Annotated in this window: 13 protein-coding genes; 6 read left to right on the forward strand and 7 right to left on the reverse strand. The window is 60.2% G+C overall.

The window, feature by feature from the left end; genetic code table 11:
- Positions 1-443 precede the first annotated feature (443 nt).
- The 4 genes from CKO25_RS17980 (at position 444) to CKO25_RS17995 (ending at position 3,401) form a co-directional block, all read left to right on the forward strand.
- Positions 444-920, forward strand: a complete 477-nt coding sequence (locus CKO25_RS17980; protein WP_200389337.1) for a hypothetical protein — start codon at positions 444-446, stop codon at positions 918-920.
- Between the two features lie 374 nt (positions 921-1,294).
- A complete protein-coding gene (locus CKO25_RS17985) occupies positions 1,295-1,717 on the forward strand; it encodes a hypothetical protein (RefSeq protein ID WP_200389338.1) in 423 nt (140 codons plus the stop codon).
- A gap of 254 nt (positions 1,718-1,971) precedes the next feature.
- Positions 1,972-2,496: a hypothetical protein gene (locus tag CKO25_RS17990; RefSeq protein WP_200389339.1), complete on the forward strand. Its 525-nt coding sequence runs from the start codon at positions 1,972-1,974 to the stop codon at positions 2,494-2,496.
- A 203-nt stretch (positions 2,497-2,699) separates the two neighbouring features.
- The gene (locus tag CKO25_RS17995; protein WP_242467719.1) at positions 2,700-3,401 is read left to right on the forward strand and encodes a C39 family peptidase; all 702 of its coding nucleotides are present in this window, start codon (positions 2,700-2,702) and stop codon (positions 3,399-3,401) included.
- Between the two features lie 267 nt (positions 3,402-3,668).
- On the opposite strand, the gene CKO25_RS18000 is transcribed toward CKO25_RS17995, so the two are convergent.
- Complete coding sequence (locus tag CKO25_RS18000; RefSeq protein WP_200389340.1) at positions 3,669-4,520, reverse strand: hypothetical protein; 852 nt, start codon at positions 4,518-4,520, stop codon at positions 3,669-3,671.
- Between the two features lie 536 nt (positions 4,521-5,056).
- Here CKO25_RS18000 and CKO25_RS18005 point away from each other — a divergent pair.
- Both CKO25_RS18005 and CKO25_RS18010 read left to right on the forward strand, forming a co-directional pair.
- On the forward strand, positions 5,057-5,206 hold the full coding sequence (locus CKO25_RS18005; RefSeq protein WP_200389341.1) for a hypothetical protein: 150 nt from the start codon (positions 5,057-5,059) through the stop codon (positions 5,204-5,206).
- Positions 5,203-5,673, forward strand: a complete 471-nt coding sequence (locus CKO25_RS18010; RefSeq protein WP_200389342.1) for a CopD family protein — start codon at positions 5,203-5,205, stop codon at positions 5,671-5,673. Before CKO25_RS18005 ends, CKO25_RS18010 begins: the two co-directional genes overlap by 4 nt.
- On the opposite strand, the gene CKO25_RS18015 is transcribed toward CKO25_RS18010, so the two are convergent.
- The 6 genes from CKO25_RS18015 to CKO25_RS18040 all read right to left on the reverse strand — a co-directional run bounded on the left by CKO25_RS18015 (position 5,666) and on the right by CKO25_RS18040 (position 12,266).
- Entirely contained in the window at positions 5,666-7,396 is a 1,731-nt protein-coding gene (locus CKO25_RS18015; RefSeq protein ID WP_200389343.1) for a nickel-dependent hydrogenase large subunit, read from the reverse strand. The two genes, CKO25_RS18010 and CKO25_RS18015, sit on opposite strands and share 8 nt — an antisense overlap.
- Position 7,397: 1 nt before the next feature.
- On the reverse strand, positions 7,398-8,717 hold the full coding sequence (locus CKO25_RS18020) for a (Fe-S)-binding protein (RefSeq protein ID WP_200389344.1): 1,320 nt from the start codon (positions 8,715-8,717) through the stop codon (positions 7,398-7,400).
- On the reverse strand, positions 8,714-9,376 hold the full coding sequence (locus CKO25_RS18025; RefSeq protein WP_200389345.1) for a hypothetical protein: 663 nt from the start codon (positions 9,374-9,376) through the stop codon (positions 8,714-8,716). The genes CKO25_RS18020 and CKO25_RS18025 overlap by 4 nt, the downstream gene beginning before the upstream one ends.
- Positions 9,373-10,482 carry a hydrogenase small subunit gene (locus CKO25_RS18030; protein WP_200389346.1) on the reverse strand — a complete coding sequence of 370 codons (1,110 nt, stop codon included), beginning with the start codon at positions 10,480-10,482 and terminating at the stop codon, positions 9,373-9,375. Before CKO25_RS18030 ends, CKO25_RS18025 begins: the two co-directional genes overlap by 4 nt.
- A gap of 16 nt (positions 10,483-10,498) precedes the next feature.
- Positions 10,499-10,978 (reverse strand): hydrogenase expression/formation C-terminal domain-containing protein, encoded by a 480-nt coding sequence (locus CKO25_RS18035; RefSeq protein ID WP_200389347.1) that lies wholly within the window; start codon positions 10,976-10,978, stop codon positions 10,499-10,501.
- A gap of 247 nt (positions 10,979-11,225) precedes the next feature.
- Positions 11,226-12,266, reverse strand: coding sequence for an agmatine deiminase family protein (locus CKO25_RS18040; protein WP_200389348.1), 1,041 nt, complete (start codon positions 12,264-12,266; stop codon positions 11,226-11,228).
- Positions 12,267-12,327 lie beyond the last annotated feature (61 nt).

The raw sequence follows: 12,327 nt of genomic DNA on the forward strand, positions 1-12,327 counted from the left end.
GAGAGAACCTCGTTCTAGTGAGTCGCAAGTTTATCTCGCATCGTCGCGTTTACTCCTTCGTCAAATCTGTCACAATCAAATTGCTTACTAAAAGGTTATTTGCTTCTATTATATCATTTAATCTCCGCTCTATTGAGCGGAACTTTCTATACAGTCTCTGAGTACCGAACAATACTCTGACTACGCGGCACGGTTATATCTTCCTCACGTGTTCGCGTTATCGTCATAATCTAGCTGGAGCTTACTATTAGGGATGTTAGTGATCACAGCCAAGCACCGTCTGAGTGATCTCAAGAACGGCCAGCAGCTCTTGGTCGACCATGGAGGGTGATCCCTTCCTCCGTGCCGATCATCCCCAACCGGAACGACGATGAACCGATACCCAGACTCCCTTTAGGTTCTGTGTCGATTACTCATACACTCAAAGTGAATAAGAGGATATTATGAAGACAATCACGACTTTCGCCGCTGTCTCCATGCTCGCCGTGTCCAGTGTCGCGATGGCTGAGCAGCAGCTGACCCTGTCTGAGATGGATGGCATCACCGCTGGTACGTGGAGCGCGGATTCGTTTTCAATTGCCGATAGCTTAGGAGGATATCTCTTTGTCGAAACTCGAGCCGAGGCTGAGGTTGACAAGCCGAGTGTTAGGTCATTGGCCGGCTCTTTTACCAGCTCTATTGGTGGTTTTAACATTCCGTCAATCATGCTAACGGCAGATGCCGCTAGTGGAGGTGAGGCAAGTGGTGCGTCATCTGCGAGCACCAGCAGCGGTGCTGCTACGTTTGCGCAATTCGGTGAGCGGACAGCTACCGCTTTTGCAGGTAACGTGACCTTCGCTTCCGGATCATTCTCGAGAGCCTCGAGTGCGTCTTCTGCGAGTGCTTCGGTCAGTCCGTTGATGAATGATTCGGCCCGGTAATTCTCGGTCGGTTTGCTGATCGTCGCAGGGCGCCACTTGGCGCCCTGCTTTACGACTAAGCAACGGAGCAATGATCATTTGAGCACAGGAGTGCGATGAATCTCCATTGAGTAACCAATGTTCAAGTCTTTGTTGTTTACATCGGATGCAAGCAAAGACTCCGGTGCTTGCGTGGCGTGAACCGCGTGAAGATGTAACCTCAACTCTCGATTAGAATTTGAGTCTCTTGAATCATCTCTTCGGGCAGTCTTTGTGCCCTCGCAAGGGCGAGCGAGTGGCTCGCTAAGACGTCTAAACATGAATTAGATCGACTCAAATGCCTATGCTTCTCGCATGAATACCGATACCAATACCTACGATAGGAGCTTGTCGCGATGATTGTTGGCATCCGCCGCCTGATCGGTCTGACTGCTTTGCTTGGGGCCGCATCGATCTGTCTCGCCTCGGAATCACCGACTGACTCCGCGCCCCACGTTTTAACAGCTAATGAAATGGATTCAGTGTCCGCAGGTGCTGCGTCAGTCCTCTCGCTTACGACGGCTCAGGCAGTCGGCTCGGTGGTTTATACCGCGACCTCAGCTCAGGGCGAGACTCGACAACTTGAGGGCGGAAACGGCTTTATGACACGAAGTGACGGAGTCGCGGTCGCGCTCGGGATTGATGGGAGTGCCTTCGCTGATGCAGACTCGATCCACACCCACTCGAATTCGATGAGTGGTTTCCGATACAAGCAAACTTTCAACTTCGTGGGATTGTCGATCTCGATCGAATCAAGTCGTTTTCTCAGTGGCAACTAGGTCGATTCTCGTCAATCTCGATGTGCTGAAATCGATGCATCAGATTGTGGGACCTCTAGAGAGTGCGAGCGGTGCGCAACCTCAAGTCGTCCCGAAGAGGTTGCGGATGGCTGAGTTCGGATGCATGATTGCCGTTCGGCACCTATATTATGATCCAGAGCGGGATTCAGCCGTGAGTATCAAGCTGACACTCGTCTGAGATTGGTTTGGTAATCGAATCCTCCCACCAGCAGCCCGTCTAGAAGGCTTCAACCATGAAAGTATTGACGACAATTACTGCTATCTTGATCGCGACATTCTCTGCTTGTGTGATCGCTGAACAGGAACTCAGCCTGACCGAACTCGATAGCGTCGTTGCCTCCAGTCGCTTCCGGGGTCCAGTCGATGCCTTTACATCGTCAGCTCGCGCCGAAGCTGTTGCCGATGGGTTTGGCCCTAACTTGATCCTAGAAACGATTGCCTCGGCTGAAACGGGACCGGCGGAAATCGGCCTTGCGCGACCGGGCATGGCCGAAATGGAAGATTCGTCGCCGATGACTTCAAGCTCCTTTGCTCAGTCCATTTCCATTGCAAACGGGGCTAGCAGGTTCCAGGTAGCCTCCATTTCGACTCGTGGGACTGCCACCGGTGCGGGAAGCCGTTCGGAAAGCCGTACGTACGCCTTTGTCGACTACGATGCTGGAATTTCTCAGAGTTGGGCAACTCAAACATCGACCGCATCAGGTGCTTTTTCGAGCGCGGAGAGTTCGAGTCAGGCGGTTTCCGTAGTCTCCAAATGACATAGGAGATGACATGCGACCAGACGCAGGGTAGCGACCCTGGTCGCACGGCGAATCTTGCGCAAGTTATCCAGACCTCGATTGATGCATGTTCTGCGAATCAAATGCCCGCGACTGGATATAGCCTTTCCGTGTCAGTCCACCGACCCGCAGCATGATGGTCGCACATTGAGGATTCATCACCCGACCCTGAGGGTTGTGACATGACCGAGCTGGGTAGTCAGGCTGCCGTTTCGCTCAGAAACTCGAAGAGTTTGAGGATGATTAGCTTGCCTCAAGCATCACTATATTATCTTATCTATCCGCTCGCACTCGTCCTAACGTCAGCCATAGTGCAATCCCCAGTCTCAGCCTCCGAACCTGTGCGCTCGTTGCTCGAAATGCGGCGCGACAATGTCGTGATCCAGGAATGGGATCTCAGTTGCGGAGCGGCCGCTCTGACCACCCTCTTAAACCAAGAATTCAGTGATCCGATCACCGAGCAGTCTGTGGCGACGGCTTTGATGCAGCGTCCCGAGTACATCGCCAATCCTGAGCTTGTTTCGATCCGCGAGGGTTTCTCACTGCTGGACCTGAAGCGTCTCGTCGATGCTCGTGGCTATCACGGTGTAGGACTAGGCAGGATGACAGTGGCCGACCTTGAGCGTCGTGCGCCTGTTTTAGTTCCTATCAATTCTCGAGGTTATAATCATTTTGTGGTCTTCAGGGGACGTGTGGGCGATCGTGTTCTGCTCGCCGACCCCGCTTGGGGGAACCGCACACTGACGGTTCAGCAGTTTGAGCGCGCATGGATCGAGTATCCGAGAATCGGGCACGTGGGATTCGTGGTCGAGACGGGCGCAAATGGTCTGATACCGACTGGCGGTCTCAATCCTGAACTCAGTGACTTCTTCACCTTCAACTGATGATTTGAAGATAGGATCGGCAAACCCTACTAGAGGCTGGTGATTCAGTCCTCATCGGTTTCTACAGGATCTTGCTTCCCAACAAGTACGAATAGATCAGGAAGGTATCAAATACTCACCCACTTACCGAGGTAAGTGGGGGAAATTTTTGTCGAGCGTCCAGCTACTCGCTACTCTGAACACGTCTCGCATTCAGGAGTCTGCTCATTGATGGCTGCGGCTCGAGCGCATCATTACTGATCCGAAAGGGGCGCGATCGCGGACTCGTTAGAACTGGATGGGCAGCGCGACGTTGATCAAATAGTCCGGTGCATCATCCGTCAGCCCCACGCCAAGCGTAAAGGCTAGGAGGGTCCGGCGTGCGACGATGGATGAGGCCCCGATCGCCAGGATGCTGCTGACTTGATCCGAGCCGGGGATGTTGTGGCCATTGAGCCGGGTTTCGCTTGAGAAGCTTTGAATCAGTGCAAGGCTGAGCGCGGTATCGGGACTGGCCGCGAGCGATGTCCCGAGTGTGAATCCCCAGGCGTCACCCGGTTGCACACTATCTTTTTCGAAGGTGTAGGTGTAATTCAGGTTCGCCGTGAAGACAAGTGGATCCTGTCGCTTGAGCGCCGTCAGTCCGACCCGGACATCCTGGTAGCCGATTCCCAGCGGAACCCCACTGCTGAACCGGTCACCCGATCCGGTGTTCCAGGTCACGCGTCCAACCAGATCGGGCTTCCAACCACTTTCGCGCAGCAGCGTGGTCGCCAACCCAATCCGGACATCGCCGATCGAATTGCCCGAATTGCCGCGCGAGCGCACGCCGTTGAGACCGACCGGTTCATTGACGGACTGTTCGACCCAGCGATAGGGGACCGTGAGTTCGAGCTGGCTGTTAAAGGGCAACCCCGCTAGGATCCGGACTCCCGCGTCATACTCGTTCTGATTCACTTCCACGTTCCGCGCGGCGAGGAAGCCGTCGGCCTCGACCAGCGTCGGAACGGTGTTTTCGCGGCGGGTATAATTGAAATAGGGCTCAACGAGGAAGCGGCCCGGTCCGAGCAGGAACGCACCCTCGGCCTGAAGCGTTCGCTCCAAGGCGCGCTCAGCGGCCAATTCATCGATCTCTACCATGCCGGGGCCCGGTGACGGTGGCATGGTCCCACCGTTCTGTGCCGCGGCGCTGGCCGCGGCAGCGGGTGCCGCGGGCGGCATCGCTGGTGCCGGCGGCGCGGCAGTGGGTGGGGTGCTGGTCGCTTGACTTGCCGAAGCGTGTTGGCGGGCGAGCTGCGATTCGAGTTGTTGGACGCGCAGACGGAGGTTGTCGATCGCCGCGGTGGCCTCTTCGAGCGCCGCGATGGTCTCGGTCTAGTCAGCCGCGTGGATGGGCGCCTGAACCAGGACGCCAAGGCTCAGGGTCAAGGCGAGGATCGAGGCACTCGGTGAATGCCTGCCATGCTCGAAGACGACACGTTCCATCTCTCTTTCCTCATCGAGGCCAATCATGGGGTGATCGGTTGGGTCGGGATGTGATCGGGACCGATCGCATCGACGCGGTTGGGGTCTTGGAATTCAGCGGCGACGATCGAACGGCCAGCGGATCCATGGGATCATATCCGTCCACTCAGCGCCCAGACGGACACTGCAAGCCACGACCGATGATTATACACATGGCGCTCAAGAATGCGCGCATCTCGCTTGATTTCGATGCCCCGGTCGGGAGCCTGTTGTCCGGGGCTGATCGCTTCGCCGCCATCACCCAGGTTTGGGTGTTACGTAACGGTGATCATGGGTCGTATGTGAAGAGGATCACTCGATGAATCTCAGTTTCGCTCTCCCCCTCGCGCTGCATCAAATCGCGAGTGTCGTTTGGATCGGGGGGATGTTCTTTGCTCACTTCGCCCTCCGCCCAACCCTGCAAGCGGTTCTCGAACCGGAACCGCGGCTGCGGGTCGCACTCGGGGTCTTTCAGCGTTTCTTTCCCTGGGTTTGGGGAGCGATCGCGTTGCTCTGGCTGAGCGGCCTCTGGGTGTTCCTAGTGGTGATGGGCGGGAAGGCTGACACCCATGTGCATGCGATGATGGGGCTCGCGCTCATCATGACCCTGGTGTTCACCCTGATTGTTTTCTTACCATTCCGTCGGCTGGAACGCGCCCTCGCCGCGGGGGAACTGCCCACGGCGGCGGCTTCCTTTGCGTGGATCCGTGGGCTGATGGGGTTTAATCTGCTCCTGGGGCTCGCGACGGTGGTGATCGCCGCCGCGGGTCCAAGCCTGTGGTTCAGGTGATCTTGATCTCCAGTTGTTCTCCCGTTTCCGGATCGGTTAGATGCACCGCGCAGGCGATGCAGGGATCGAAGGAGTGGATGGTGCGGAGGATCTCGATCGGCTGTTTGGCATCGACGATCTGATGATTATCCTGCAGCGCGGCCTCGTAGGCGCCGGGCTGACCGCCCGGATCGCGGGGACCGGCATTCCAGGTCGAGGGCACCACGGCTTGGTAGTTGGCGATCTTTTGATCCTTGATCACGATCCAATGGCCGAGCGCGCCGCGCGGCGCCTCCATGTAGCCCGCGCCTCGGGCCTCGCGCGGCCAACTGGCGGGTTCCCAGAGGGTCTCGTTGAAGGTTCGAGTATCGCCGGCCTTGATGTTGGCGATGAGTTGGTCGAACCAGCCTTGTGCTGCGTCGGCGAGGATCTTGGTCTCCAGGGTGCGGGCCGCGGTGCGCCCGAGGGTGGAGTAGAGCGCGGTGACCGGGAGGTTGAGCTGACTGAGCGTCATCTGGACCAATTCTTGGGTCTGCGCATGGTCACTGGCGTAGAGGAGCAGCACGCGCGCGAGCGGACCGACCTCCATCGCTTGTCCCTTCCAACGCGGGGCCTTCATCCAGGAATAGCCGTCATTCACATCGAGTTGGGTGTACGGCGGCTTGACCCCTCCACGACGATCGTACTCCAGATTGGTCTCGCCGTCGTAGGGGTGGAGCCCTTGGTCATTGCCGCCCCGATATCGATACCAGGAGTGGGCCACATATTCCTGAATCTGGCCTTGGTCGTGCAGATCGATTTCATGGATGGTCGTGAGATCGCGATTGAGGATGACACCACGTGGGAACAGGAACTGCGCGGGATCCATGATCCCGGTCGCCGGCAGGTCGCCGTAGCTCATGAAGTTGCCCAGGCCCTCGCCGCGTTCGCTCCAGTCCTTGTAGAAGCTGGCGATCGCTAGGGTGTCGGGGACATAGACCTGGTCGACGAAGGTCTGCATGGAGCGCAGGATGTTCTGCACCTCCGCGAGCCGTTTGGCATTGATCGCCGAGTCCGATTCGAGATCAATGGGCGAGGGTACACCGCCGACGACGAAGTTCGGGTGTGGGTTTTTGCCGCCGAAGATGGCGTGCAGACGCGCGACATCGCGTTGCCAGGCCAGTGCTTCGAGATAATGCGCGACCGCCATGAGGTTGGCCTCGGGCGGCAGCTTGTAGGCGGGATGCCCCCAGTAGCCGTTGGCGAAGATGCCAAGCTGACCCGACTCGACGAAGGTCTTGATGCGCTTCTGGGTGTCAGCGAAATAGCCGGGCGAGGACTTGGGCCAACGGCTGATGGATTGCGCCAGCTCCGAGGTCGCCTTGGGATCGGCGCTCAAGGCGCTGACCACGTCGACCCAGTCGAGTGCGTGCAGGTGATAGAAGTGCATCACATGATCGTGCACGAACTGCGAACTGATCATGAGATTGCGGATCAGTTGGGCATTGGCTGGCAGCTCGATTTGGAGTGCGTCCTCCACCGCGCGCACCGAGGCGATGCCATGCGTCAGGGTGCAGACACCGCAGATGCGTTGCGCGAAGGCCCAGGCGTCACGGGGATCACGGCCCTTGAGGATGATTTCGAGCCCACGCACCGAGGTTCCGGAACTGTAGGCTTGGGCGATGTTCTCCCCGTCCATCTGGGCCTCGATGCGCAGATGGCCTTCGATGCGGGTGACGGGATCGACGACGATGCGTTCGCTCATGTCAGTTCTTCTCCACCAGGTGCTCGGCGATCATCTCGGTGAGACCAACCACCGGGATCTCCATGTTGAATTCCTCCAGGCCCTCTTCGAGCTGGGTCCGGCAGGTGGCGCACATGGTGACCATGCGTTCCGGGTTGACCTCTTCGATCTGGGCCTTCTTGCGCTTGAACGCGGCCATCTTGAGTGGTTCAGCACGCTCGTTGGAGCTGACCCCGCCGCCCGCGCCGCAGCACCACTGGAATTTGCCGTGCTCCTTGAGTTCGACGAAATTCTCGGCGACCAGGTTCATGAGGTTACGCTGCTGGTCGATGACACCACTCTTGCGGGCCAAATTGCAGGGATCATGCATCGAGAGCCGGTCGGTCTCCATGCCTTCGGTCTTGATCCGCCCGCTGGCGCGCAGTTCGTCGAGGACCTCAATGATGTGGAAGACCCGGAAGGGATAGGGGCGACCGATCAGATTGGGGCCTTCCCAGCGGATCGCCGTGAAGGCGTGGCCGCACTCGGGGCTGATCACCTTCGGCACCTTGAGCGTTTGGGCCGCGGCCACAACCCGCTCGACCAGTTGCGCGGCGATGTCCTTATTGCCGATCTGGATGCCGGCGTTGGTCGCTTCGAAACACTGGGTCGAGAGCGTCCAAGTCACCCCGGCATGGTCGAAGATCTTGGTGATGGCCTCGAGATACTCGGGGAAGTTGATGATCTCCATCGAGGAGAGCAGCACCAGGTACTCAACGCCCTCCTGGTCGACCGGCACCCGCAGCCCGCTGCTGGTCTGGACGTGCTCGATCTGGACCTGGAGCGTCTTCCATTGCAGTCCCATCGGGCTGCCGGTCTTGATCGCGCGCACCGAGGCGGCAATCAGCCCTTCCGGTGCGTGTCCGGCTTGGACCATGCCCTCGCGTGATTTGCGAATCATGAGGGCGAGGTCATTGCCGACGGGGCAGACCATGGAGCAGCGTCCGCACATGGAGCAGGAGTCATACAGCAACTCCTCCCATTCGGTGAGCATCTCGTCGGTGACCTGTTGTTGCAGACCCAGTTTGCCCTTGATCTTGCCCCAGAGGGTGAAGTCGTTTTCCCAGACACGACGCAGCGGCTCGAGCTTGAGGATGGGCGTGTATTTGGGATCGCCGGTCTCGAGATAGAAGGGACAGGCTTGGGCGCAGATGCCGCAGTGCACGCAGCTTGAGAAGAAGGCCGCGACCGGGCCGTCGACCTCGGCGCGGAAGGCCGCGAGCCCTCGCTCCAGTGTCAGTTCGCTCGGCGTCGCGTCACGCTGTGGCGTCGTGCGGTCTTGCGCGAGTGTCAGTTCACTCATGACTGAACCCCCTTACGGCCGAATGCCGCGCCGTTGTACCAGCGGGCGATGAAGGCGGTGAAGATGTGCGTTAATTTGGTGAAGGGCAGCAGGATCAGCATGATCTCGGCCGCGAGGATGTGCATCCCCAGGATCAGCGGATAGGGATGGACGAGGCGGTAGTAGGCGAGCCAGCCGGTCAGGACCACCGCGAACACCACCGCCCAGACGATATAGTCCTCGACCGTGCTGATGCGTCGCTTCACCGGGTGGGTCATGCGATGGACCAGGGTTGCGAGCAGCGCGACCAGGGTCACGGCCGTCACCAGGCTGATGATGGGATTGGGCAGCGCCGGCCAGGAGAGTCCGGTGAGGCTTTCGATCAAGGCGATGTGCGGCAGGAAGAGCAGGAGCACGATCAGGAAGCCGATGTGCCAGATCCAGCCGACCACGACGTTGAAGGGGGCACGCTGGAAGGTGCCCGGATCGGCGACGGTGCGGGTGAGCATGGTGCGCAGACCCGGCAGCCACTCGCCGGCGCGGGCCTCGGCGAAATTCTTCTTGCGTCCGAGCATGACGATTTCGGCGATGCGCACCAGCAGACCGATCGCGAAAATGGTGATCGCGATGTTGAACATGGGACCCTTGGTCCACAGCAGGAATTCCATCGAGCCGCTCATAGTTTCGCCTCCAGTTCCTCGACCGTCACCGGTTGGCGGTGGGTGAGGGCCGCCTTGGTCTCTTTCTTGGCCGACACCGCGACGGCGCCGCCCGCGATCGCGCCCACGGCGCCGGCGGCTAGGACCGCGGCTCCGGACGGTGAGGTGGGCACCGAGACGGCATTGTAGAAGCCGCCGGCGTCCCAGAAGCGGGGCTCGGAGCAGCCCAGGCAGGGATGACCGGCTTCGACCGGCCAACTGGTGCCGTCGTTCCAGCGCATGGTCGCGCAGGCGTTGTAGCTGGTCGGGCCCTTGCAGCCAAGCTCGTAGAGACACCAGCCGAGCCGCGCGCCTTCGTCGTCGAAGGTCTTGGCGAACAAGCCGCGGTCGTAGAAGGGGCGGCGTGAGCATCGGTCGTGAATGGATTGGCCGAAGAAGGCCATTGGACGATGGTATTCGTCGAGTTCGGGGAGCCGCCCGAAGGTCAGATAATGGACGATCACGCCGGTGATGACCATGGGGATGGGGGGACAGCCGGAGACATTGATGACCGGTTTGTGTTTGACCAGATCCATCACGGACATGGCGCCGGTGGGATTGGGCTTCGCGGCGGGGAGGCCGCCGAAGGTGGCGCAGGAGCCGACCGCGATGACGGCGGCGGCGTGCTCGACCGTTTCCATGAGCATGTCGTAGTTGCTGTGGCCGGCCACGGTGGAAAATCCGGGGTTGGCGCGTGGCCCTGGGATGGAGCCGTCGACGATGACTAGATACTCGCCGGCGTGATCATGCATCGCTTGTTCGCGGGCGCGTTCCGCGGCATCGCCGGCGGCGGCTTGGAGGGTGTGGTGGTAATCGAGCGAGATGAGATCGAGGATGAGATCTTCGACGCTCGGTGCGTGGCTGCGGGTCAGGGATTCGGTGCAGCCGGTGCATTCTTGGAACGATAACCAGATCACGGAGGGGCGCTTGGCCTGCTCGAGGGCGGCGGCGATCGCCGGGACCATGCTGGGTGGTAGCGCCATCATGGAGGCGGTCGCGGCGCAGAATTTCATGAAGCCTCGGCGGGAGACGCCGCGTTCGCGGAGGCTTGCGCCGAGTGTTTGGTCAGTGGTTTTGGGGGCAGCCATGGTCCCTCCTTCGCTGTCAGGACGTGAGAGGCGGAGTGTCGTCACCCGCGCTGAGGCGGGCATCGAGCATGTCGATCGCGTCGGTGAGATCTTGCGGCCGCGGACACAGGATCTCGGGAATGGTCGCGATCTCGAGATGAAAGGCGAGGCGTTGGTCTTCGGGGTTCAGGTAGTCAACGAGCCAGACGCCGGCGATGGCGGTTTCTTGGATTCGGGTGGGGCCCATGGCGTCGATGCGGGCTTGTGCCTCGCCGGTGCCGAGGTGTTCGAGTAGTTGGTCGAGTTCGCCTGGTCCGAATGGCAGCGTGCGCAGGTCGATTTTGGTGCTGGTTCCGGTTGCGACGAGGTGTGCGAGGGCGTGTCGGACTTCGTGCAGAATGGCGGCGAGATTGCCGTTGTGGGGTGTCGTGGCTGAGATGTCTGAGCGGGTCTGATGAGACGCGGGCTGACGGTTGGTGTGGGTTGCGACGACGGGAATCTCATCGAGCAGGGACATCGGTGGCGCCTCAAGGTGACTTGGGTGAAATTCTAGGCACTTTGAGGTCGGCGCGACTTGATGCAGCGCATCTCATTAGCATGTTAGCAAACTCGAATGTGGAGAGTGTGGCCGTGAGTGGGGTCGTTGCGCGCGACTCGGGACCATCTGTCGGGGTCGCGGTGAATCCGTCCCTGGACGCTTGACGAGCGCGTCCCTGCGCTCGACATCCCCGCCAGCCGGCCCCGAGCCGTGCGTGGTGAGGGCGTTAGGGAAGGACGCCCGCCATGAGTTGCATGGTGATGCAATGCAGACTGCCGCCTTGTCGGATCAGCGGGCGACAGTCGATTGGCACGATGGCGCGGCGCGGGAAGAGACCTTGGAGGATGTCACAGGCCTCGGCGTCCGCCGGATCGGCATAGGTCGGGACCAAGACGGCGCCGTTGATGATGAGGAAGTTGGCATAGCCGGCTGGGAGTCGCGCGCCATGGTCGTCGTAAAGGGGGGCGGGACTCGGCAGGGCGACCAACCGGTAGGGGCGGCCCTGGGGGTCGCGAAAGGCGATGAGTTCCTGCTCCATGGCCTGCAACTCGCAATAGTCGGCATCGGCAGGATCGGTGCAACGGGTGTAGCAGAGGGTATCGGGGGCGCAAAAGCGGACCAGGGTATCGATATGTCCGTCCGTGTCGTCGCCGCTGATCGCCCCGTGCTCGAGCCAGAGCAGATGCGCGATGCCGAGCCGCGCGCGCAGGATTTCCGCGATCGCCGCGCGCGTGAGCCCGGGATTGCGTCGCGGATCGACCAGGGTGCGGGTGACCGCGAGCAGGGTGCCGTGTCCATCGGTCTCGATTGCGCCGCCTTCGAGCACCAGGTCGAGCGCCGCGAGTGGGGTGTCGCCGAATACCCCCTGATCGCTCAGGGTGCGATTGATCCGATCATCGCGATCGGCGGTGAATTTCCCCCCCCAGCCGTTGAAACGGAAGTCGAGCAACAGGGGGCCGCCGGTCGCCGTTTGCACACCAATTGGGCCATGATCACGCGCCCAGGTATCGTTGCTTGGTGCGAGTGCGACACGCAGTCGGTGCGGATCCGCTCCGATGGTGGCGAGCCGTGTCTGGACCCGTTCGCGATGCCGGTCGTCGTGGCAGACGTTCAGGACTGGCTCGAAGCGGGCGATGGTCGCGGCGAGTTCGGCATAGAGGCGTTCGACGCGCTCCAATTGATCAGCCCAATCCGTTTCCTCATGGGGCCAGGTCAACATGACCCCACTCTGTGGTTCCCATTCGGCGGGTAGTCTCGGATCTGTCATGGTTTCTCGATGCGGATCGCGTCGTTGGTGTCGATCGATTCGTGCCGAATCGGTTGTGTGG

The organism is Thiocapsa imhoffii (assembly GCF_016583985.1).
In the GTDB taxonomy this organism is placed as follows: domain Bacteria; phylum Pseudomonadota; class Gammaproteobacteria; order Chromatiales; family Chromatiaceae; genus Thiocapsa; species Thiocapsa imhoffii.

Coding starts and splice junctions, on each gene's coding strand:
- CKO25_RS18005 (WP_200389341.1), top strand. CDS start 5,057: ATGGCGCTCAAGAATGCGCGCATCTCGCTTGATTTCGATGCCCCGGTC.
- CKO25_RS17995 (WP_242467719.1), top strand. CDS start 2,700: ATGACCGAGCTGGGTAGTCAGGCTGCCGTTTCGCTCAGAAACTCGAAG.
- CKO25_RS17990 (WP_200389339.1), top strand. CDS start 1,972: ATGAAAGTATTGACGACAATTACTGCTATCTTGATCGCGACATTCTCT.
- CKO25_RS18000 (WP_200389340.1), bottom strand. CDS start 4,520: ATGGTAGAGATCGATGAATTGGCCGCTGAGCGCGCCTTGGAGCGAACG.
- CKO25_RS18025 (WP_200389345.1), bottom strand. CDS start 9,376: ATGAGCGGCTCGATGGAATTCCTGCTGTGGACCAAGGGTCCCATGTTC.
- CKO25_RS18040 (WP_200389348.1), bottom strand. CDS start 12,266: ATGACAGATCCGAGACTACCCGCCGAATGGGAACCACAGAGTGGGGTC.
- CKO25_RS18035 (WP_200389347.1), bottom strand. CDS start 10,978: ATGTCCCTGCTCGATGAGATTCCCGTCGTCGCAACCCACACCAACCGT.
- CKO25_RS18010 (WP_200389342.1), top strand. CDS start 5,203: ATGAATCTCAGTTTCGCTCTCCCCCTCGCGCTGCATCAAATCGCGAGT.
- CKO25_RS17980 (WP_200389337.1), top strand. CDS start 444: ATGAAGACAATCACGACTTTCGCCGCTGTCTCCATGCTCGCCGTGTCC.
- CKO25_RS17985 (WP_200389338.1), top strand. CDS start 1,295: ATGATTGTTGGCATCCGCCGCCTGATCGGTCTGACTGCTTTGCTTGGG.
- CKO25_RS18015 (WP_200389343.1), bottom strand. CDS start 7,396: ATGAGCGAACGCATCGTCGTCGATCCCGTCACCCGCATCGAAGGCCAT.
- CKO25_RS18020 (WP_200389344.1), bottom strand. CDS start 8,717: ATGAGTGAACTGACACTCGCGCAAGACCGCACGACGCCACAGCGTGAC.
- CKO25_RS18030 (WP_200389346.1), bottom strand. CDS start 10,482: ATGGCTGCCCCCAAAACCACTGACCAAACACTCGGCGCAAGCCTCCGC.